The sequence below is a fragment of the Aeromonas sp. s1(2024) genome (genome assembly GCF_040908005.1).
GTDB lineage: Bacteria > Pseudomonadota > Gammaproteobacteria > Enterobacterales > Aeromonadaceae > Aeromonas > Aeromonas caviae.
In genome coordinates this window covers 16,830-36,649 of the sequence record NZ_JBFOCW010000018.1, presented here as the reverse complement: position 1 = coordinate 36,649, position 19,820 = coordinate 16,830, and the positions used below count along the sequence as shown (strand labels likewise).

The 19,820-nt window shown below is 63.6% G+C and carries 18 protein-coding genes; 6 read left to right on the top strand and 12 right to left on the bottom strand.

Translation table 11 applies throughout. The features are described 5' to 3' along the window. Positions 1-10: 10 nt before the first annotated feature. Both AB5Y70_RS04750 and AB5Y70_RS04745 read right to left on the bottom strand, forming a co-directional pair. Positions 11-826: a carbon-nitrogen hydrolase family protein gene (locus AB5Y70_RS04750; RefSeq protein ID WP_010674469.1), complete on the bottom strand. Its 816-nt coding sequence runs from the start codon at positions 824-826 to the stop codon at positions 11-13. 8 nt (positions 827-834) lie between these two features. Continuing rightward, positions 835-1,986 carry a methionine aminotransferase gene (locus tag AB5Y70_RS04745; RefSeq protein WP_010674470.1) on the bottom strand — a complete coding sequence of 384 codons (1,152 nt, stop codon included), beginning with the start codon at positions 1,984-1,986 and terminating at the stop codon, positions 835-837. A gap of 115 nt (positions 1,987-2,101) precedes the next feature. On the opposite strand from AB5Y70_RS04745, the gene AB5Y70_RS04740 reads away from it, so the two are divergent. Beyond that, positions 2,102-2,992, top strand: a complete 891-nt coding sequence (locus AB5Y70_RS04740) for a LysR family transcriptional regulator (protein ID WP_043154078.1) — start codon at positions 2,102-2,104, stop codon at positions 2,990-2,992. A gap of 71 nt (positions 2,993-3,063) precedes the next feature. Here the strand turns inward: AB5Y70_RS04740 and araA are convergent, their stop codons facing one another. From araA to AB5Y70_RS04725, 3 genes are read right to left on the bottom strand one after another with little or no spacing between them, the layout of a single operon-like run. Next, entirely contained in the window at positions 3,064-4,563 is a 1,500-nt protein-coding gene (gene araA / locus AB5Y70_RS04735) for an L-arabinose isomerase (RefSeq protein WP_043154076.1), read from the bottom strand. Positions 4,564-4,577: 14 nt separating this feature from the next. Next, positions 4,578-5,276: an L-ribulose-5-phosphate 4-epimerase gene (locus tag AB5Y70_RS04730; RefSeq protein WP_010674473.1), complete on the bottom strand. Its 699-nt coding sequence runs from the start codon at positions 5,274-5,276 to the stop codon at positions 4,578-4,580. Then, entirely contained in the window at positions 5,273-6,949 is a 1,677-nt protein-coding gene (locus tag AB5Y70_RS04725) for a ribulokinase (protein ID WP_043154074.1), read from the bottom strand. Before AB5Y70_RS04725 ends, AB5Y70_RS04730 begins: the two co-directional genes overlap by 4 nt. 360 nt (positions 6,950-7,309) lie before the next feature. Between AB5Y70_RS04725 and AB5Y70_RS04720 the strand changes: the two genes are divergently transcribed. From AB5Y70_RS04720 to araC, 4 genes are all read left to right on the top strand, one after another. After that, positions 7,310-8,293 carry an arabinose ABC transporter substrate-binding protein gene (locus AB5Y70_RS04720; protein WP_039040094.1) on the top strand — a complete coding sequence of 328 codons (984 nt, stop codon included), beginning with the start codon at positions 7,310-7,312 and terminating at the stop codon, positions 8,291-8,293. A 66-nt stretch (positions 8,294-8,359) separates the two neighbouring features. Then, the gene (gene araG, locus AB5Y70_RS04715; RefSeq protein ID WP_010674476.1) at positions 8,360-9,856 is read left to right on the top strand and encodes an L-arabinose ABC transporter ATP-binding protein AraG; all 1,497 of its coding nucleotides are present in this window, start codon (positions 8,360-8,362) and stop codon (positions 9,854-9,856) included. Positions 9,857-9,904: 48 nt separating this feature from the next. Further along, a complete protein-coding gene (gene araH, locus AB5Y70_RS04710; protein ID WP_010674477.1) occupies positions 9,905-10,906 on the top strand; it encodes an L-arabinose ABC transporter permease AraH in 1,002 nt (333 codons plus the stop codon). 132 nt (positions 10,907-11,038) lie between these two features. After that, positions 11,039-11,950: an arabinose operon transcriptional regulator AraC gene (araC, locus tag AB5Y70_RS04705; protein WP_010674478.1), complete on the top strand. Its 912-nt coding sequence runs from the start codon at positions 11,039-11,041 to the stop codon at positions 11,948-11,950. 68 nt (positions 11,951-12,018) lie between these two features. Here araC and ykgO read toward each other — a convergent pair whose 3' ends face one another. Beyond that, positions 12,019-12,144 (bottom strand): type B 50S ribosomal protein L36, encoded by a 126-nt coding sequence (gene ykgO / locus AB5Y70_RS04700; RefSeq protein ID WP_010674479.1) that lies wholly within the window; start codon positions 12,142-12,144, stop codon positions 12,019-12,021. Further along, on the bottom strand, positions 12,141-12,410 hold the full coding sequence (locus AB5Y70_RS04695) for a type B 50S ribosomal protein L31 (RefSeq protein WP_139737321.1): 270 nt from the start codon (positions 12,408-12,410) through the stop codon (positions 12,141-12,143). Before AB5Y70_RS04695 ends, ykgO begins: the two co-directional genes overlap by 4 nt. A 225-nt stretch (positions 12,411-12,635) precedes the next feature. Between AB5Y70_RS04695 and AB5Y70_RS04690 the strand changes: the two genes are divergently transcribed. Then, positions 12,636-12,890: a DinI family protein gene (locus AB5Y70_RS04690; RefSeq protein ID WP_010674481.1), complete on the top strand. Its 255-nt coding sequence runs from the start codon at positions 12,636-12,638 to the stop codon at positions 12,888-12,890. A 326-nt stretch (positions 12,891-13,216) separates the two neighbouring features. Here the strand turns inward: AB5Y70_RS04690 and AB5Y70_RS04685 are convergent, their stop codons facing one another. The 5 genes from AB5Y70_RS04685 to dcuC all read right to left on the bottom strand — a co-directional run bounded on the left by AB5Y70_RS04685 (position 13,217) and on the right by dcuC (position 19,700). Beyond that, positions 13,217-14,029, bottom strand: a complete 813-nt coding sequence (locus tag AB5Y70_RS04685; protein WP_052258834.1) for a DUF2927 domain-containing protein — start codon at positions 14,027-14,029, stop codon at positions 13,217-13,219. A gap of 20 nt (positions 14,030-14,049) precedes the next feature. Continuing rightward, positions 14,050-14,553, bottom strand: coding sequence for a M48 family metallopeptidase (locus AB5Y70_RS04680; RefSeq protein ID WP_010674483.1), 504 nt, complete (start codon positions 14,551-14,553; stop codon positions 14,050-14,052). 131 nt (positions 14,554-14,684) lie between these two features. Then, positions 14,685-16,328 carry a hypothetical protein gene (locus tag AB5Y70_RS04675; RefSeq protein WP_104452872.1) on the bottom strand — a complete coding sequence of 548 codons (1,644 nt, stop codon included), beginning with the start codon at positions 16,326-16,328 and terminating at the stop codon, positions 14,685-14,687. Between the two features lie 279 nt (positions 16,329-16,607). Further along, entirely contained in the window at positions 16,608-18,257 is a 1,650-nt protein-coding gene (locus tag AB5Y70_RS04670) for a bifunctional UDP-sugar hydrolase/5'-nucleotidase (protein ID WP_029314413.1), read from the bottom strand. A 90-nt stretch (positions 18,258-18,347) separates the two neighbouring features. Further along, the gene (gene dcuC, locus AB5Y70_RS04665) at positions 18,348-19,700 is read right to left on the bottom strand and encodes an anaerobic C4-dicarboxylate transporter DcuC (RefSeq protein WP_010674486.1); all 1,353 of its coding nucleotides are present in this window, start codon (positions 19,698-19,700) and stop codon (positions 18,348-18,350) included. Between the last annotated feature and the right edge of the window lie 120 nt (positions 19,701-19,820).

Below are 19,820 nucleotides of genomic sequence, written 5' to 3'. Positions count from 1 at the left end.
GGTGCCGGCCTCAAGGGCCGACGGCTATCTTGCGATGGGTGAGGGCCGGCAACTGGCTGCGCACCGTGCGCTGTGCTGCCAGATCCAGGGTGGCGATGGCCATGCCCTGACCCTCCTCTACCTGGGCCAGTATCCGGCCCCAGGGATCGATGATCATGCTGTGGCCGAAGGTGCGCCGCCCACCGGGGTGATGTCCCCCCTGGGCACTGGCAAACACGAAGGCCAGGTTTTCCACCGCACGGGCCCGCAGCAGCAGCGCCCAGTGCGCGAGCCCGGTGGTGTGGGTGAAGGCCGCGGGCAGGGCGATGAAATCGGGGGCGGGCCCCAGGCGAAACAGCTCCGGGAAGCGCAGGTCGTAGCAGATCCCGAGGCGCAGCACGCCCCAGGGCAGGGGATGGCTCACCACCTCCCGGCCCGGGGTCATGGTCGCGGCCTCGTCATACTGCTCCTGCCCGGTGCAAAAGCCAAACAGGTGCAGCTTGTCGTAGCGGCTTGCGAGCTGCCCTTGCGGGTCGATGAGCAGGCTGCTGTTGTGCATCTTGCCTGGCTCCTCGCTTTCAAGGGGCAGGGTGCCCGCCAGCAGCCAGAGCCCGAGCTCCCGGGCCAAGCCTTGTGCCCAGGCAAGCAGGGGGTGATCGCCAACGGGGGCGGCCAGGGCCACGCGCGCCCGCTCATCGACCGGCATCAGGTAGAAATATTCGGGCAGCAGGGCCAGCTCTGCCCCCTCGGCCGCGGCCTGACGCAGCAACGCCTCGGCCTGGGTCAGGTTGTGGTCAAGGTCATCCCCGGAGACCATCTGGAGGACGGCAACGCGCAGTGAATCCATGGTGCCCCCTAGACGGCGCACAGGCGCTCGGCGCCCGCCAGCAGGGTGTCGTCATCCTTGGAGAAGGAGAGGCGGATGACTCTTTGATCCGTGCCGTCGTGATAGAAGGCGGAGACCGGAATGGTGGCGACCCCGTGATCGCGGATGAGCCGCTGCACGAAGAGGCTGTCGGGCTCGTCGCTTACCCGCTCGTAGCTCGCCAGCATGAAGAAGCTGCCCGCCGAGGGGAGCAGGGTCAGGCGCGAATCCACCAGGGCCGAGGCGAGCAGGTCACGCTTGCGCTGGTAGAAGGCTGCCAGCCCCTGATAGTGGGCCGGTTGCTGCAACAGGTGGGCGAAGCCGTACTGCATGGGGGTGTCGGCGGCGAACATGGCGAACTGGTGCACCTTGCGGATCTCCTCCATCAGGGGACGGGGAGCCACGCAGTAGCCCACCCGCCAGCCGGTGACGTGGAAGGTCTTGCCGAAGGAGAAGACGGCGACGGAGCGCTCCACCAGCTCCGGATAGCGGATGACGCTCTGGTGCAGGGCGCCGTCGAACACCACGTGCTCGTACACCTCGTCCGAGAGGATCAGGATGTCGGTGCCGCGCACCAGGCGGGCGAGGCGCTCCTGATCCCCTGCCTGCCAGACGGTGCCGGTGGGGTTGTGGGGGGTGTTGAGCACTATCATGCGGGTGCGGGGGGTGATGCGGGCGGCCACCTCGTCCCAGGGAATGGCGAAATCCGGCGCCTTGAGGGCGATCACCACAGGGGTGGCTCCCTGCAACTGGATCATGGGGCGGTAGCTGTCAAACGCCGGCTCGAACATGATCACCTCGTCGCCGGGGTGAACCAGGGCGGTGATGGCGCAGAACAGGGCTTCGCTGGCGCTGGCGGTGATGGTGATTTCCTCGCCCGCGTCATAGTGATGGCCGTAGCTGGCTGCAATCTTGGCCGCCAGTTGTTCGCGCAGGGCAGGCAGCCCCGTCATGGGGGCGTACTGGTTTTCACCGGCCAGCATGGCCTCGTGGGTCACCCGGATGAGCTCGGGATCGCAGGGGAAGCTCGGCGCCCCCTGGGAGAGGTTGATGCTGGGGTGGCGGGCGGCCAGATCCCCGATCACGGTGAAGATGGTGGTGCCCACCTGGGGCAGTTTGCTGGAAACCTGGGGGATGGACATGGGGCCGTCACCTGCGTGTGTGAAAGAGGTCCCTTTTTAGCCCCCCCAAGGCTTGCCGGACAACGGATTATTCGGCATGGTATGCATGAGTTTTTCTCAAGCATGGAGGCTTGTCATGTTGTCCACCCAGCCGCGCACTCAGTTGCCTCTCTATGGCCTGCAGGTCTTCGAGTGTTCTGCCCGCCACCTGAGCTTTACCCTGGCTGCCGACGAGCTGTGCGTGAGCCAGGGGGCGGTGAGCAAGCAGATCGCCCAGCTGGAGGCGCGCCTGGGCCACCTGCTGTTCGTGCGCGGCACCCGTTGTCTCACCTTGACCCCCGCCGCCGAGCGGCTGCTGCCTTTCGTTCGTGAAGGGCTGGCCCGCATGGGGGAGGGGCTCAGCGCCTTGCAGACCCTGCCCCACGAACAGGCGATCAGCATCAAGGTGCCCTCCTGCGCCAGCCGCTGGCTGCTGCGGCGGTTGCAGGCGTTCGAGGGGGAGGCGGTGGAGGTGCGTGGCAGCCACAGCCATGGCATCGACTTCTCCCGGGAGCCCTTCGATCTCGCCATCGTCTACCAGCCCTGCCTGGGGCGCTATCCCCACAGCCAGCCCCTGTTTCGGGAACGGCTGACCCCGGTCTGCGCCCCGGCGTTTGCTGCCAAGCATCGTCTGTTCGAGCGCGACCTGAACGAGCTGCCCCTGCTGCCCCTCATCCATGCCAGCGCCGATAGGCGGGATTGGCGCAACTGGTTTGCCGCCTTCCTCGACATCCCCTGGCAGCCCCAGGGGGGGCAGCTGTTCGATACCCTGGACTTGGCGATGAATGCCGCCTTGCAGGGGTTTGGCCTCTCTCTCGGGGATCCCACCATAGTGGCCGAGGAGCTGGAGAGCGGCGCCCTGGTCGCTCCCTTCGCCCCCGTGCTGGAGACGGATCACGAATACGCCCTGCTCGCCCGGCCCGACAGCCGGCGCCACGGGGTGCAGCGGGTCTGTCACTGGCTGCTGGAGGGGGAGGGTCATCCCTGAGGGGACGCGAAATGAAACAGCCCCGCGGGCGGGGCTGTTGTCATGGTGATGGCCGCTGGCCGATTAAAGGGTCACTGGCAGATCTTGTAGTAGACCTCGTTCCAGCGCAGTTGCTCCTTGAGCGCGGGGATGCGGGTGTGCTCGTCGATGACCACAAACTCGATGCCCATGATGTCGGCGAAGGTGCGCAGCTGCTCGATGTCCACCGCCTGGGTGAACACCGAGTGGTGGGCGGCGCCCGCCAGGATCCAGGCCTCGGCGCTGGTCTGCAGGTCCGGCAGGGGTTTCCACAGGGCGCTGGCCACCGGGAGTTTCGGCATGGCCTCTGGCAGGTCCACCACTTCCAGCTGATTGACCACCAGACGGAAGCGGTTGCCGAGATCGATGAGGCTGGCGTTGACCGCCTTGCCCGCCGGGGCCGCGAACAGCAGGCGGGCCGGATCGGCCTTCTTGCCTATGCCTAAATGCTGGGCGTCCAGCACGGGTTTGCCTGCGGCGATGGAGGGGCAGACCTCCAGCATGTGGGCCCCCAGCACCAGGTTGTTGCCCGCCTCCAGGTGGTAGGTGTAGTCCTCCATGAAGGAGGCGCCCCCCGCAAGGCCATATCCCATCACTTTCAGGGTGCGCAAGAGGGCCGCGGTCTTCCAGTCCCCTTCTGCCCCAAAACCGAAGCCTTGCTGCATCAGGCGCTGGCAGGCGAGGCCCGGTAGCTGGTGCAGACCATAGAGATCTTCGAAGGTGGTGGTGAAAGCGCCAAAACCACCGTCGGTGAGGAACTTCTTCACCCCCAGCTCCTGGCGCGCCGCCTCATACAGGGAGGCGCGAAGCACCCCACCCGCCTGCACCGCCTCGGTCAGGGTGTAGGTCGCCTCATACTCGGCCAGCAGCGCCTCGATGTCGCTGTCGGGCACGGCATCGATCACCTTGACCAGATCGCCGACCGGGTGGTAGTTCACCTGATAGCCGAACTGGATCTGGGCCTCAATCTTGTCGCCCTCGGTGACCGCCACGTTGCGCATGTTGTCGCCAAAACGGGCGATCTTGAGGTGGCGGCTGTCGTGGATGGCGGCGGCGATGCGCATCCAGTTGCCAATCTTCTGTCTGGCCTCTTCATCTTGCCAGTGACCCACCACCACGGTGCGCGGCAGCCGCAGGCGGGCCCCCATGAAGCCGAACTCGCGCCCGCCGTGGGCGGTCTGGTTCAGGTTCATGAAGTCCATGTCGATCTCGCTCCAGGGGAGATCCCGGTTGAACTGGGTGTGAAATTGCAGCAGGGGCTTTTGCAACTGGCTCAGCGCCGGGATCCACATCTTGGCGGGGGAGAAGGTGTGCATCCACACCATGAGCCCGGCGCAGCGCTCGTCGTGGTTGGCATCCCGGGCCACCGCGCTGATTTCATCCAGGGTGGTACCGGTGGGTTTGAGCACTATCTTGAGGGGCAGGTTCGCCCCCTCGTTGAGCTGGCTGGCGATGGTGTGGGCGTGATCGGCCACCTGCTTCAATGTGGTGGCGCCATACAGGTGCTGGCTGCCGACCAGGAACCACACTTCCAGCTGTTTCATCAATTCCATGAGTTTGTCCTCTTTTAGGCTTTTGTCTGGCCGTAATAGGCGTGTTTGCCATGCTTGCGCTGGTAGTGCTTCTCCAGCAGGTAATCGGGCAGGGGGCGGGCCCCCGGGTTGATCTGGCCGGTGAGCCAGGCCATGCGGGCCACCTCTTCCAGCACCACGGCGTTGTGCACTGCATCCTCGGCGCTCTTGCCCCAGCTGAAGGGGCCGTGGTTGGCCACCAGCACCCCCGGCATGGTGAGGATGGGGGTCTGCTTGAGGGTTTCGACGATGAGATGACCGGTCAGCCCCTCGTAATCCTCCTCCACTTCGCCCGGGGTGAGCAGGCGGGAGCAGGGGATCTCGCCGTGGAAGTAGTCGGCCTGGGTGGTGCCGAAAATGGGGATGGGACGCCCCGCCTGGGCCCAGGCGGTGGCATGGGTGGAGTGGGTGTGCACCACGCCGCCAAGCTCCGGATAGGCGCGATAGAGCACCAGGTGGGTGGCGGTGTCGGAGGAGGGGCGAAGGTCCCCCTCCACCTGCTTGCCCGCCAGATCCAGCACCACCATGTCCTCGACCCGCATCCGCTCATAGCTGACGCCGCTTGGCTTTATCACCACCAGATTGCGCTCTCGGTCGATGCCGCTCACGTTGCCCCAGGTGAAGGTCACCAGGCCATGGCGCGGCAGATCCAGATTGGCGGCGAGCACCTGATCCTTGAGGGTCTTGAGGTTCATGCCGGCACCCCCCGGTTGTAGAGCGGTTCGGCGGCGGCGCCCCAGGCGAGGTAGCGCTGGTAGAGGCGTTCATACTCGGCGACCCGCTCGGGGTGTGGCTGGTGGGTGCGCTCCACGGCGCTCGCCATGTGGTGCTGGGCCTTGGCCACATCGGCGTGGATCCCGGCCGCCACGGCGGCAAAGATGGCCGCCCCCAGGGCGCAGCACTGATCCGAGGCCACCACCTGGATAGGCCTGTTCATCACGTCGGCGCAGGTCTGCATCACGGTGGTGGACTTGCGGGCGATGCCGCCAAGGGCGATCACCTGCTCCACCGGCACCTGCTGACTGGTCATGCACTCCATGATGCTGCGGGCACCGAAGGCGGTGGAGGCCACCAGGGCACCGAAGAGATCGGGGGCATCGGTGCCGAGGTTGATCCCCGTGAGGGTGCCCTGCAGGCGCTGGTTGGCATAGGGGGTGCGCCGGCCGTTGAACCAGTCGAGCACCACCGGCAGGTGCGCCAGGTCGCGCTGCTGATCCCAGGCGGCGGCGAGGCTGGGTAACAGGGCCTGCTTGTGGCGCTCGATGGCGGTGCGAAGCTCCGGATACTGGGCGGCGAGGCTGTCAAGGGGCCAGCCTAGCTGGCGCTGATACCAGGCATAGATGTCACCGAACGCGGACTGTCCCGCCTCCAGCCCCACCATGCCCGGCACCACGCTGCCATCCACCTGGCCGCAGATCCCGGCAATGGCCCGATCACCTATGGTGGCCTCGTCGGCGATCAGGATGTCGCAGGTGGAGGTGCCTATCACCTTCACCAGCGCATTGTTGCCGGCCCCGGCTCCCACCGCCCCCATGTGGCAGTCAAAGGCGCCGCCGGCAATCACCACTTCGCAGGAGAGGTGCAGCCGCTCCGCCCACTCCGGGGTCAGGGTGCCGACCGGGAGATCGGCGGTCCAGCTGCCGGTAAAGAGGGGGAAATCGAGATCCTCCGTCAGCAGGGGATCCAGGGCATTGAGGAAGTCGGCGGGGGGCAGGCCGCCCCAGCTCGGGTGCCAGAGGGACTTGTGGCCAGCGGCACAGCGCCCGCGTTTGAGGGTGGCCGGGGCCTGGGTGCCGCTCAGGATGGCGGGTACCCAGTCACACAGCTCGACCCAGTTGCAGGCGGCGGCGCGCACGGCGGCATCGGCGCGGGAGACGTGCAGGATCTTGGCCCAGAACCACTCGGAGGAGTAAATGCCGCCGATGTAGCGGCTGTAGTCGGGGAACTGGCCGCCGTGGCACAGGGCGGTGATGGCCTCCGCCTCCTCGATGGCGGTGTGATCCTTCCACAGCACGAACATGGCGTTGGGGTTGTCGGCAAACTCCGGACGCAGGGCCAGCACGCGCCCCTCTCTGTCGATGGGGGCGGGGGTGGAGCCGGTGCTGTCCACCCCGATGCCGCGCACGGCGGTGCGCTGACTCGGCGTGAGCTGGCTTACCACCGCCACCACTGCCTGCTCCATGGACTCCAGATAGTCGAGGGGGTGGTGGCGGAACTGGTTGTTGACCGGTTGGCAGTAGTGGCCTGCCTGCCAGCGCGGGTAATAGACGACATGGGTCGCCAGCTCGGCGCCGTCCTGGCAGCGCACGGCGAGTGCCCTGACCGAGTCGCTGCCGAAATCGAGTCCGATGACGATGTGCTCAGACATAAGTGCTCCTGACCATCAATGAGGGGTGACTGGGGGGAACCATAGGAGATGGGCAGGAGGGGCGGTTAGCCATTGGCTGCTGGAAATATGGATTTTAACGCTGTCAGTGCGACAGGGTGACGGCTCTCTAAAATTCAATATGTGACGAAATTGCTAATTATATAGACGAAATGGCTGCAATCTCATGGCGTGATCCTGCTCTCCATTTTTAATTGTGAAAACGATTACAACTTGGTTCGCTCAACCAGCAACAACAATAACGTCCTGTTTAAGCATGTTTTTATATGGCTGCGACTTGATTGACTCAACGAGTAGCACTGCGTGGATACATGGATTGATAGAACCGTTGGAGACATTCGCATGAACAAAATCGTTAAAGGCATGATCGCAATGGGGTTCGCCCTTGGTATGGCAAATTCTGCTTTCTCGGCCGAAGCGCTGAAGCTGGGCTACCTGGTCAAGCAGCCCGAGGAGCCCTGGTTCCAGACCGAGTGGAACTTCGCCGACAAGGCGGGCAAGGATCTGGGCTTCGAGGTGATCAAGATAGCCGTCCCCGACGGGGAGAAGACCCTCAATGCCATCGACAGTCTGGCGGCGAATGGCGCCAAGGGTTTCGTCATCTGTACCCCGGATCCCAAACTCGGTGCCGCCATCATGGCCAAGGCCAACAGCATGGATCTGAAGGTCATCACGGTGGATGACCAGTTCGTCAACGCCAAGGGCCAGCCCATGGAGCAGGTGCCGCTGGTGATGATGGCCGCCACCAAGATTGGCGAGCGTCAGGGGCAGGAGCTCTACAAGGAGATGCAAAAGCGCCAGTGGGACGTAAAGGCGACCGGGGTGCTCGCCATCACCGCCGACGAGCTCGACACCGCCCGTCGCCGGGTCGAGGGCTCCCTGGGCGCGCTCAAGGCCGCCGGTTTCCCCGAGGGCCAGATCTTCCGCGCGCCCACCAAGAGCAACGACATCCCGGGGGCGCTGGATGCCGCCAACTCCATGCTGGTGCAACACCCCGAGGTCAAGAACTGGCTCATCGTCGGCATGAATGACAACACCGTGCTCGGCGGCGTGCGCGCCACCGAAGGGCAGGGCTTCAAGGCGGAGAACGTCATCGGCATCGGTATCAACGGGGTGGATGCGGTGAACGAGCTCTCCAAGTCCAGCGCCACCGGCTTCCTCGGCTCCCTGCTGCCCAGCCCGGACGTACACGGCTACAAGAGCATCCAGATGCTCCATGACTGGGTCGTCAACGGCGCCGAGCCTGCCAAGTTCACCGAGGTGACCGACGTGGTGCTCATCACCCGCGACAACTTCAAGGCCGAGCTGCAAAAGAAAGGGCTGTGATCCCCATCCCTTGATACCCATGCCGGCATGGCGGAGTGCGCCGTGCCGGCTGGCTGGAGTCATCTCATGAATCAAGTTCCATATCTGGAGTTTTGCGGCATCAGCAAGGAGTTTCCCGGCGTCAAGGCGCTGCAGAACGTCTCCTTCGCCTGCCAGCAGGGCACGGTACACGCGCTGATGGGAGAGAACGGGGCCGGCAAGTCCACCCTGCTCAAGATCCTGAGCGGTTTTCAGGCGCCCACCCGCGGGGTGGTGAAGCTGGCGGGTCAGGAGAAAGTGTTCCAAAACACGGTCGATGCCCTTGAGAGCGGGATTGCCATCATCTATCAGGAGCTGCACCTGGTCCCTGAAATGAGCGTGGCGGAGAACATCTACCTGGGGCAGTTGCCGACCCGGCGCGGCGTCATCGATCGGGAGAAGCTCTATCAGGATGCAGCCAGGCAGCTGGCACGCCTCGGGATGGATGTCTCCCCCGAGACGCCGCTCAAGTACCTGTCCCTGGGTCAGTGGCAGATGGTGGAGATCGCCAAGGCCCTGACCCGGGACGCCAGCGTCATCGCCTTCGACGAGCCGACCAGCAGCCTCTCGTCCCGCGAGATTGAGCAGCTGTTTCGGGTCATCCGCCAGTTGCGGGACGAGGGCAAGGTCATTCTCTACGTCTCCCACCGCATGGACGAGATCTTCGCCCTGTGCGATGCCATCACGGTGTTCAAGGATGGCCAGTTCGTGCGCACCTTCGCTTCCATGGCCGAGGTGGACCGGGATCTGCTGGTCAAGACCATGGTGGGGCGCGAACTGACCGACATCTATGGTTACAGCCCAAGGCCGCTTGGCGAGGCGGGCCTCAAGGTGGAGCACCTGATGGGACCCGGCCTCAAGGCGCCGGTGTCGCTCGAGGTAAAGAGAGGGGAGATCCTCGGCATCTTCGGGCTGGTGGGGGCCGGGCGCAGCGAGCTGATGAAGCTTATCTTCGGCGCCGAGACACCTCGGGGGGGCGAGATATCGGTGTTTGGCAAACAGGTGGTCATTCAGAGCCCCATCGATGCCATTCGCAGCGGCATCATGCTCTGCACCGAAGACAGGAAGGCGCTCGGCATCATCCCCATCCATTCGGTGCAGGAGAACATCAACATCAGCGCCCGCCGCCACCACGCGTGGGGAGGCTTCTGGATCAACCAGAAGTGGGAGGACGAGAACGCGAGGCTGCGGATCCGCGACATGCGGGTCAAGACCCCGTCTCCCCAGCAGGCCATCATGAACCTCTCCGGCGGCAACCAGCAGAAGGCCATTCTGGGACGCTGGCTGTCGGAAGACATGAAAGTGATCCTGCTCGACGAGCCGACCCGAGGCATCGACGTCGGGGCAAAGAACGAGATTTACAACGTGATTTACGATCTGGCCAAGGTGGGCATCGCCGTGGTGGTGGTCTCGAGCGAGCTGCCGGAGGTGCTGGGCATCGCGGATCGGATCCTGGTCATGCGGGAGGGGGAGATCGCCGGCGAGCTTTCCCACGACGAGGCCAACGAGGTCAAGGCGCTCAATCTGGCCATGCCGGCCCGTTGATCTGCTGACCGCAACGAGATAGCACCCGGAATTTTCAGGAGAAATACCATGACAACAACGACCTCGGTCGGCCAAGCCGCCAACGACACCGCGGCGAGCGGTACCCGCCTGCAACTGACCCGCATCTGGGATCAGTACGGCATGCTGGTGATCTTCGCCATCCTGTTCCTGCTCGCCTGCGTGCTGGTCCCCAACTTCGCCAGCCTGATCAACATGCGGGGGCTCGGGCTTGCCGTCTCCATGTCGGGCATGGTGGCCTGCGGCATGCTGTTCTGCCTCGCCTCCGGCGAGTTCGACATGTCGGTGGGCTCCGTGGTGGCCTGCTCCGGGGTTGCCTGCGCGGTGGGCATCAACGCCACCGAGAGCATCCCCCTCGGCATTCTGGCCGGTCTCTCGGTGGGCCTTGTCTTTGGCCTCATCAACGGCATCGTCGTGGCCAAATTCAAGATCAACGCCCTCATCACCACCCTTGCCACCATGCAGATGGCGCGCGGGGTGGGCTACATCATCTCCGACGGCAAGGCGGTGGGCATCGTGGAGGAGGGCTTCTTCGAGCTTGGCAACTCCGCCCTGCTTGGCATCCCGACGCCCATCTGGCTGACGGCTGTCTGCTTCGTGTTGTTCGGTCTGCTGCTCAACAAGACCACCTTCGGGCGCAATACCCTGGCCATGGGGGGCAACGAGGAGGCGGCGCGTCTGGCCGGGGTCAACGTGGTGCGCACCAAGATCATCATCTTCACCATGACCGGGCTCATCGCCTCGCTCGCCGGCATCATCCTCGCATCCCGCATGACCTCGGGTCAGCCCATGACCTCCATCGGCTTCGAGCTGGTGGTGATCTCCGCCTGCGTGCTGGGTGGGGTCTCCATGAAGGGGGGGATCGGCAAGATATCCTATATCATCGCCGGGGTGCTGATCCTGGGGCTGATGGAGAACGCCATGAACCTGCTCAACATCTCCCCGTTTGCCCAGTACGTGGTGCGTGGCCTCATCCTGCTCGCCGCCGTGCTGTTCGACCGCTACAAGCAGGTGCGCAAAGCCCGTATCTGAGCGATGTCTTTCCTCGTCACCGGGCCGGCCTCGCGCCGGCCCGGTGTTTTCCCCGGCAAGCTGTGAGCCAGTTCAACAATTTCACAACGAACAGCTTGCGAACATAGGGGGTTCCTACGCCGGATCTCTACAATGGCCCATGTCGACTTTTTTACCGAAACCCTGTTTTCCGCCATGTCCTCGATGCAAAAAGAGAAGCCGAAACAACTCAATCCCCTGCTGCCTGGCTACGCCTTCGACGTCTTCCTGGTCTCGGGGATGACTCCCATCGAGCAGGGGAGCGCGCTGGATTTCACCATCGACAGGCCCCACGGCATGAAGGGGTTCATCGTCAATCTGACCATCAAGGGCAAGGGGCAGATCTTTCAGGGGGACAAGGCCTTCACCGTGGAACCCGGCGACCTGCTGCTCTTTCCACCAGCGGCGGTGCACCATTACGGCCGGGCGCCGGATGCCCGGGAGTGGTATCACCGCTGGGTCTATTTCCGGCCGCGGGCCTATTGGACTGACTGGCTCAAGTGGCCCCAGGTGACGGAGCAGGTGGGGCGACTGCAACTGGCGGACAACCAGCTGCTCACCGAATTCGACGCCCTCTTCCTCGACATCGAGGAGACCCACAAGCAGCTGCGGCCCATGTCGGAGCAACTGGCCATGAACCTCTTGGAGCGGTTGCTCATCCGCTGCTACGAGGCATCGTCCCAGAATGCCTATCCCGCCATCGATCACCGGGTCCACGAGGCGTGCCAGATCCTGAGCGAGTCCCTCTCGGCCGAGATCTCGGTGGAAGCGCTGGCGGAGCAGGTATTCTTGTCTCCCTCGCGCCTCGCGCACCTGTTTCGCGAGCAGGTGGGGGTGAGCATAGTGCGCTGGCGCGAGGATCAGCGCATCATGCGGGCCAAGCTGCTGCTGCAGACCACGCCGCTGTCGGTCGCCACCATAGGCCAGCAGGTGGGCTATGACGATCAGCTCTACTTCTCGCGGGTGTTCCGAAAGCGGGTAGGGGTCAGCCCCACCGAGTACCGCAAGTGCGCCACCCCGCTGTGAGCAGAGCCCAGAGATGACAGAGCCCTCATGACGAGGGCCTTTGTTATCCATGAGGGGCGGATGCGCAATCAGCCCTGACGAGCCTTGAACCTGGGATTGCTCTTGCAGATGACGAACAGCTTGCCGCGTCGACGTACGATCTGGCAATCCGGGTGACGCGACTTGGCGGATTTCAGGGAGGCGAGGACTTTCATTGTTTCTCTTTTCCTTTGCTGAAGAACTGACCGAATCGCTGGCCGAAGCGAGCGACCTGACCTTCCTTGCCGACCTGCTTCTGTTTGCCGGTATAGAAGGGGTGGGACGCGCTGGAGACATCCAGCGTCACATAGGGGTAGGTGTTGCCATCTTCCCACACTCTGGTGCGATCGGTGGCCAGCGTGGAGCCGATCAGAAAGTAGGTATTGCTGGCGAGATCGTGGAACAGAACCTTGCGGTATTCAGGGTGAATATGGGGGCGCATGATTGCCTCTGCTGTTATGTTATAACAAGACATGAATAATGCGATGGATGAGAATCAATATCAACTGTTTTTTCCATGATGACAGCGATGGGGGAAAATCGGGGTCGTTCGGCTGCACATCGTCAGCGAGAAGGCATGGACGGTGAGGGCCTATGTGCAGCCACCATCTTTACTTTTTAAAGTTACTGTATAAAAATACAGTTAATTATCATGGAGACGTACCCTATGCGCCTGGAAATCATCATCGACAGAAAACACCAGATCCCCACCTCGACCATGGAGGCCTTGCGCCAGGAGCTGCTCAAGCAACTGGGTGAGCGCTTTCCCGATCTGCATGTGCGGGTGGCACCGGGTAGTGCCATGGCTCTGACGGTCAGTCGCGCCAGCAAGGAAGACAAGGAGCTGGCCGAAGCCATGGTTCAGGAGGTGTGGGAAAACGCCGATAGCTGGATGCCGGAGGAAGAGGCTCTGGAGGCCTGAAGATAAGCTCTCAGCGGCAAGCATCGTCGTGATCTGCCAGGCCGAGAGGAGGAGTCTCCAGCCGGATGATGATCCCTGTACCGGCTTTGCCGAACCGCTCTTCAAAACACGCAGCCATGGGCTGCGTGTTGCGTTGATGGGGTAAGCGCATGACCATGAAGGCGAAAGGCGAAAGGCGAAAGGCGAAAGGCGAAAGGCGAAAGGCGAAAGGCGAAAGGCGAAAGGCGAAAGGCGAAAGGCGAAAGGCGAAAGGCGAAAGGCGAAAGGCGAAAGGCGAAAGGCGAAAGGCGAAAGAGTCGAAGAGTAGAAGAGTGACGGCGCTGCGTTCAGAGTCCCGCCCAACGCTTGAGGCTGTCGACCTGCACCCGTTGGGTGGCCTGTGCGATGTCGCCATTGGCGCGTAGTGCCTTGAGGGCGGTGGGGAGCGCCGCGCGTACCTCGTCCGCCGTCATGCCCGGTTGCAATGCCGGGTGGTAGGCAAGCCTGAGCAACACGTAATCGAGCCCGGTCAGAAAGCTGTCGATGCTGCTGTCATTGAAGATGGAGGGGAACACCTTGTCCGAGTCGTTGGGCAGCCCCATCACCTGGCTCAACTCTTCCACTACGCAATCCAGAAAACGGCCCTTTGCCCGGCTGTAATCCACCGGAATGATGATGGTGGCACGGGTGATCTCGTAGCGAGCGTTGGTGGCGAAATTGGCCAGGCAAATCCCCTCCTTGAGGGCGATGCGCACCGACTCGTCCTGGCGCATGGTGCGCGCAGCCCAGCTCGCCATCTGTTTGTGCCGGGTCATGATGAGGGTGAGATTGGGGTTGTCGTTGACAATCTCGATGGGGTGACCGGTGATCCTGCTCAGGTGACGGGTCTGTACCTTGACGACCTCGGCCTGCAGCGGCTTGTCGCCGAATTCGTTGACGAGCTTGAGACGCACGGGGCCCGGCCAGCGGGAGAAGTGCTCCTGTTGTTCATGGCCATACTCCCGTTTCATGGCGATTTCCATGAAGCTCTGGACAAGGTAGTCATCACGCTGCCAGCGTTCGGTGGCCGACAGCGGCAGGGAGAAGAGCCAGAGCATCAGCCCCGGGAGCAACCAGTGCCCATGGCGAACGGGCTGGAGAGGTGTGTGCCATGGGCGCATCTTGCCTCCTTGCAAGGGGATCAGCGGGCGGTACGCTCGATATCACGCCAGGTGAGCCAGAGCCTGAGATCGAACTCCAGTTGATGATAGTCCGGTTCCATGTGCTGGCAGAGCTGGTAGAAAGCCTTGTTGTGATCCTTCTCCTTCAGGTGGGCCAGCTCATGCACCACTATCATCTTGAGAAAGGCGGGATGGGCCTCCTTGAACAGGGCGGCGATGCGGATCTCGTTCTTGGCCTTGAGCTTGCTGCCTTGCACCCGGCTGACATAGGTGTGCAGTCCCAGGGCATCCTTGATCACGTTGATCTTGCCGTCGAAGATCACCTTGGAAAGCGGCGCCGAGCTTTTCAGGTAGCGGTTCTTCAGCTCCATGGTATAGGCGAGCAGCGCCTTGTCGCTCTGGACGAGGTGGGTTTGCGGGTAGCGTTTGGCCAGCATCTCGCCGAGTTTGCCCGCCGCAATCAACTGCTGTACCTGAGCCTTGAGTGGCTCCGGATAGCCCCCCAGATAAGTCAGCTCCGCCATGATTCTTCCCTCTGCCGCAAAAAAGAGCGCCATTGTAGTCAGGATGGAGCGCCTTGAACATGGTCGGCCCCCCTCTTTATGACGACAACGAAAAGGGGCCATCACCAGGATGGCCCCTTCTGTGTGCCTGATTAGCGGCGCCGGTACAGGCCCGGGTCCACCTCTTCATACTGGGCTGCCAGATACTGGTAGAAGGCAAGGTGGGAGGGGGAGGTCGGAGTCTTGAGCTCCTGTGCCACCCGCTCCGGTTTGGCGATGATGAATTTGGGTTGTTGGCGCTGGATGTCAGCCAGCACCCGCTCGCGCACATCGTAGGGCGGGTTGACGTTGGCAAAGAACAGATAGGCGGAGGCCGGCTGGCGATCGGTCCAGAGGTAGTATTGCGGCTGGATGCCATCGACCCAGATCTTGTCGGTGGGCGCCGTCTCGGCCAGGATACGATCGACCCTGACCTGGGCGGGGGGATTGAACGGCCTGCCCTTGAGATTGCCTTCCCAGGCGTTGTTGACCAGCAGTACCAGCATGGCCAGCGAGGCGAGCCAGGGGGTGGCGCTTCGCACGTCCCAGGCGCGCCAGAGCGGGACCAGAATGAGCACGGGCAAGGCCCACAGCAGGCTGTTGCCGAGCACCTCGCGCACCCGCTCCAGAGACCACTCCTTGGTGCTCCAGCCGTAACCGAGCTGCTGGGCCAGCAGCCAGCTGGCGGTCAGCACCACCAGGGAGATGCAAAGCAGCCCCAGGGCATCGGATCGCTGCTCGCTTCTGTCCAGCAGGCAGGCGAGCGGCAGCAGGCCAAGCTGCAGATAGAGCACGTCATAGTGATCGAACACATGTCCGGAGACCGAGTTGGCGATCAGGGTGAACAGCACCCCCAGGAGGGTGGCGCACAGCGCGGGGAGATACCACTCCTGGCGGCGCCCGAGCATCAGGACGAGGAAGGCGGGCAGCAGCATGATGAGGCCGGTGCGCAGCAGACCGACGGCGCCTACCTCAGGAGAGAAACCGTTGCCGTAGCTCCCTTCAAAGAAGATGCCGAAGGCGTAGTATTTGAACTCTGCCAGCACGTCGTGGTGCTGGAAGTAGGCATAGAGCGGGCCGCCGACGAGGGCCAGTCCAAGCAGGCTGGAAAAGAGCAGGGCAAAGGCGCAGCGCCACTGCTCGCGCAGGCACCAGTGACAGAAGAGCACCAGATACCAGGCACCCCAGAAGGCGCCGTTGTTGGTGCGCATCCAGGCCACGATGGCGAAGGTGAGTGCGGCGACCAGGGCCGGTCCCCAGCTGAATCGCTTGTCCAGCAGCATGGTGATGAAAGCCCACTGGGCGATGAGGGCCAGATGGAATGTCCAGTCCTCTGTCATGTTGCCGTAGTAGTAGCGAGTGCTGTAGAGCGCCAGCAGGGCCAGCATGCTGCCAAGTCGCGCCCGCACCGAGAGCCCGAGCTGCGAAAAAGCCTGCCAGCTCGCCATGAGGCCCAGCCAGCAGAGCACCCACTCCAGCAGCCAGATCCCGAAGAAGCCACCAAGGCCATAGCCCAGTGCATCGAGGGCGAAGATCATGGGACCCTTGATGTCGATCATGTCCCGATAGAGTACGCCCCCCTCGCTCCACATCTTGCCCATCACCGCAAACAGGGAGGCATCAAATCCCGGGGCCATGCCGTGGAACAGCGGATTGCGCAGACAGAACAGCAGAGCCATCAGGGCGGTGAGCAAGATGACCGACGGCCTGATCCCGGGATTGTGGCGGTGCGGGGTAAAGCGGATGGCATGATTCATGGGTGACCTGTTCCTGCGGGAAAGACTGAAAAAGCGGGCTTATCTTGCCGAGCCGGGCTGCACGATGCAATGGAAGAAGTGTAGGCACCTGAAATAATTCGTAAAAGTATCGTTTTCACGCCTCTGGCTGCACTGGCAGGCCCCATCACAAGACAGGGCTGGCGCAGTCGGGCGTCACAGCCTGAGGTTGCATGGTAGGGGGCCTGCGCCTGGGAGCGGATCAGGATTCCCCTATGCGGGGGAAAGGCGGCACCGACCCGGGATGGGCCGGTGCCAGATTCACTGGCCGTGATACTCCACCAAGGCCGGCAGGGGGCTGAGTTCCGGCAGGTGGCGTGCCCAGCGCAGGAAGGCATCCGCCAGGGTGATGCCGAGCTCCTGATTGTGCTGGGTCAGGGTGCGGGCAAGGGCCGTGTAGCCCTCCTTGCCGGAGGCGGTATAGGCACTGGAGACCCCGCGATAGATGGCATCCGGCTCGACGTGCTGCCACTGACCCGGGCTGGCTTCCCATTCCAGGCGAGTGATCCTCTCCCCTTTGGGTCTGTCGGCCTGATAGCAGAAGCGCACCCCGGCGGTATAGGGGAAGCTGCCGCTGCCATTGCCCGTCCCCCCGTTGTTGGTGGCGTTGTCGATGGCCCCCTCCAGCGCTTCGGCCAGTTCATGGCCGTGCACCCGGTAGAGGGTGAGGGGAATGGCAAAGGGCAGCAGGCGTCCGGCAACGTCTGCTTCGGTCAGGGGGCCGGGCTCGAGGGAGCAGCGTACGCCCCCGGCATTGTGCAGGGCAAAGTCCACCTGACCCACCTGTTCGCGGGCACTGGCCAGCATGGCACTCGCTACCAGGGGGGCGACCTGGCTGCCGGCGGGCAGGCTGTCATCGGGCAGGCGCTGGTGATGGAGCGGATCAGCGAGCCGGGTCACCACGCGCCGGGTCATGGTTTCGAGCTCGGGGCGATAGCGTCTGGCCAGATGCTGCTCGAGCTCGGGGGCCGGTTCGCAGAAGTGCAGCCCCGCAGGAGGCGGGGAAGCAAAGGGCCAGGGATCCCAGGGTAACCACTCCAGCTGGCCGCGGCTTTGGCACACGCGTCCCTGCTCGTCGAAGGTGAGTTCGCACACCCCGAGACAGAGGGCGCTGTGGGCGGCGTGCAGGATGGCCACCCCGTTCACCATGAGGGGATAGCTGCCTTCGCTGTCGAGCCCGAGCGGCGCCAGATCCCCCAGCAGGCTGTGGGTGTGTCCGCCGACGATGAGGCTGAGCTCGGGGAAGCGGGTCGCCAGTCGCTTGTCCTGCGCCAGACCCAGGTGGCTGAGCAGGATAATGTGCTGGATGCCGGCGGCCTTGATCTCGCCGAGGGCACGGCTCAAGGTCTCTTCGATACCGTGGAAACGGGTGTGGGGATCGGGGCTCGCGATGGCGGCCATCTGCGGCAGCGTGATGCCGAGCAGGGCGAAGGGCACGTCGTCGATGACGCGCTTGTGCCAGGGGCGGCTTGCGTCAAACAGCTGCGGCAGTCCCTGCAGCCGCAGCGGGGCATCGGCGGGCTCCTGACGGTTGTCGATGTTGGCGGCGAGCACCGGGAAATCGAGCTGGCGCAAAAACTCCACCAGCGGCCCGTTGCCCAGATCGAATTCGTGGTTGCCGATCACCATGGCATCCGGTCGCAAGAGGGCCAGCAGGTCCGCATTGGCCCGCCCTTTGAAGCGATTGAAGTAAAGTGACCCCTGGAAGGTATCGCCGCCATGCAGCAGCAGGCAGGTCTGGCCGGCTGCCTCGGCCTGTTGGCGCAGGGCGGTGAGCCGGGTCAGGATGCGGCCATAGCCGCCGCACTGGGTGCGCCATTCGGACTCGCCATCGGGGGAGAAGCGCATGGGGGCGCCATCGAAATGGGAGTGGCAGTCGCTGAAGTGGGCAAGTTGAACCGTCATACTCAAGGCTCGGTCCTCCTTAGGAAAAAAGAGCACCGAGTCTACTGCATGGGGTGGGGGGGATACCAGCCCGGCGGCAGCCGGGCCGGTAAAGAGTCAGGCGGGAACCATGATCTGGGTGGCGAGGATCACTACCAGCAGGCCGACGGCCACCGGCAGCGAGGTACGTTTGACCACCTCGAACGGAGAGAGATTGCCCATCCCCGCACAGGCGACCACCACCCCGGAGACCGGCGAGATGGTGCGGCCGAGGTTGGATGCCTGCAGCATGGGGATCACCAGATAGGCCGGGTTGACGCCGAGGCTGGTGGCCAAATGGGGGATGAGCTCAACGAAGGCGTAGAAGGGGGCGTTGCCGGAACCCGTGGTGAAGGCCGCCAGGGTGGTGATGACCACCAGCACCAGCATGATGACGATGCCGCCGGTACCGAAGCTCTGGGCCAGATCCAGGAGGTTGGCGATGAAACCAAGCCCCATCAGACCCTGGGCAAAGACCCCGGCACCCACCAGCAGCATCACCACGCCGGCGAAGGCGTCGGCCATGTTGCGCCAGCACACCTGCAGCCCGTCCAGCAGCTCGCGGCCGTTGCGCTTGCGCACCAGCTCCAGCAGGGCGGCCAGCACCAGGCAGATGACGATGATGGTGACGATATCGAGCTTGGGCCCCAGTTTGCCGTCAAACAGCAGCACACCGATGATGGGGGTGAAGGGGAGGATGGCGTAGAAGCCGGGGGCGTCGGTGACGAGATCGCTCGGGGCGACCGCGGCGTTGTGCTCCCCGGCCTTCTGATCCAGATAACGCTGCCAGAAGAAGTGGGTCACCGCCATGGCGGCGATGGCCACCAGGGAAATGGGCAGGGTCAGCTTGAAGGCAAACTCGATGAGCTCCATGTTCGCGGCCTGGGCGGCCATCACCACGTCCCCCGAGGTGGGGGAGAGGATGATGGCGGCCGGCGAGGCGCACACCGCCGCCGCCGCGCCACGGGAGATCCCCATGTTGACCATCAGCGGGAAGAGGGTGGCCATCAGCAGAACCCCGAGGCCGGTTGCGGAGCTCACCGCCAGCGACATGGCGCAGGCGACCAGATAGGCGGCCACCAGCAGGATGTAGGGGGACTTGATGACACCGAGGGGTTTGCTCGCGAGCTTCACCAGTATGGTGTTGGCGCCGATGTGGCTCATGTAGCCGGCAAAGCCGCACAGCACCATGATGAGCATGCCGAGGCCACCCCCCCTGTCGACCAGCAGGAAGCGCACGTATTCGAAGATGTCGGTGGCCATGTGGCCGGTGGAGGGGACGCTCGCCGGCAGCACCGCCTTGCCCATCAGGGCGGTGATCGCCAGCAGCAGCAGGCCGCCGCTGAGCAGTACCCCGGTGGCGGAGTAGCCCTTGAAGATGTAGCGACCCACGGCCAGGGTGACCAGGGTGCCGATCAGGAGTTCTATCATAAAACCTTCCCAAGAGTTGAAATGAGGGGGTGGCCTGCCAGGGCTCACCAGAGGGTTGCGCTGGACTATCCGGCATCGGCCAACAAAAACACTACGGATATTACCCACTAAGGAGTATTT

Bases quoted from the DNA above. Each gene is read 5' to 3' on its own strand.
- AB5Y70_RS04750 (WP_010674469.1), bottom strand. From the start codon at position 826: ATGGATTCACTGCGCGTTGCCGTCCTCCAGATGGTCTCCGGGGATGAC.
- AB5Y70_RS04745 (WP_010674470.1), bottom strand. From the start codon at position 1,986: ATGTCCATCCCCCAGGTTTCCAGCAAACTGCCCCAGGTGGGCACCACC.
- AB5Y70_RS04740 (WP_043154078.1), top strand. From the start codon at position 2,102: ATGTTGTCCACCCAGCCGCGCACTCAGTTGCCTCTCTATGGCCTGCAG.
- araA (WP_043154076.1), bottom strand. From the start codon at position 4,563: ATGGAATTGATGAAACAGCTGGAAGTGTGGTTCCTGGTCGGCAGCCAG.
- AB5Y70_RS04730 (WP_010674473.1), bottom strand. From the start codon at position 5,276: ATGAACCTCAAGACCCTCAAGGATCAGGTGCTCGCCGCCAATCTGGAT.
- AB5Y70_RS04725 (WP_043154074.1), bottom strand. From the start codon at position 6,949: ATGTCTGAGCACATCGTCATCGGACTCGATTTCGGCAGCGACTCGGTC.
- AB5Y70_RS04720 (WP_039040094.1), top strand. From the start codon at position 7,310: ATGAACAAAATCGTTAAAGGCATGATCGCAATGGGGTTCGCCCTTGGT.
- araG (WP_010674476.1), top strand. From the start codon at position 8,360: ATGAATCAAGTTCCATATCTGGAGTTTTGCGGCATCAGCAAGGAGTTT.
- araH (WP_010674477.1), top strand. From the start codon at position 9,905: ATGACAACAACGACCTCGGTCGGCCAAGCCGCCAACGACACCGCGGCG.
- araC (WP_010674478.1), top strand. From the start codon at position 11,039: ATGGCCCATGTCGACTTTTTTACCGAAACCCTGTTTTCCGCCATGTCC.
- ykgO (WP_010674479.1), bottom strand. From the start codon at position 12,144: ATGAAAGTCCTCGCCTCCCTGAAATCCGCCAAGTCGCGTCACCCGGAT.
- AB5Y70_RS04695 (WP_139737321.1), bottom strand. From the start codon at position 12,410: ATGCGCCCCCATATTCACCCTGAATACCGCAAGGTTCTGTTCCACGAT.
- AB5Y70_RS04690 (WP_010674481.1), top strand. From the start codon at position 12,636: ATGCGCCTGGAAATCATCATCGACAGAAAACACCAGATCCCCACCTCG.
- AB5Y70_RS04685 (WP_052258834.1), bottom strand. From the start codon at position 14,029: ATGCGCCCATGGCACACACCTCTCCAGCCCGTTCGCCATGGGCACTGG.
- AB5Y70_RS04680 (WP_010674483.1), bottom strand. From the start codon at position 14,553: ATGGCGGAGCTGACTTATCTGGGGGGCTATCCGGAGCCACTCAAGGCT.
- AB5Y70_RS04675 (WP_104452872.1), bottom strand. From the start codon at position 16,328: ATGAATCATGCCATCCGCTTTACCCCGCACCGCCACAATCCCGGGATC.
- dcuC (WP_010674486.1), bottom strand. From the start codon at position 19,700: ATGATAGAACTCCTGATCGGCACCCTGGTCACCCTGGCCGTGGGTCGC.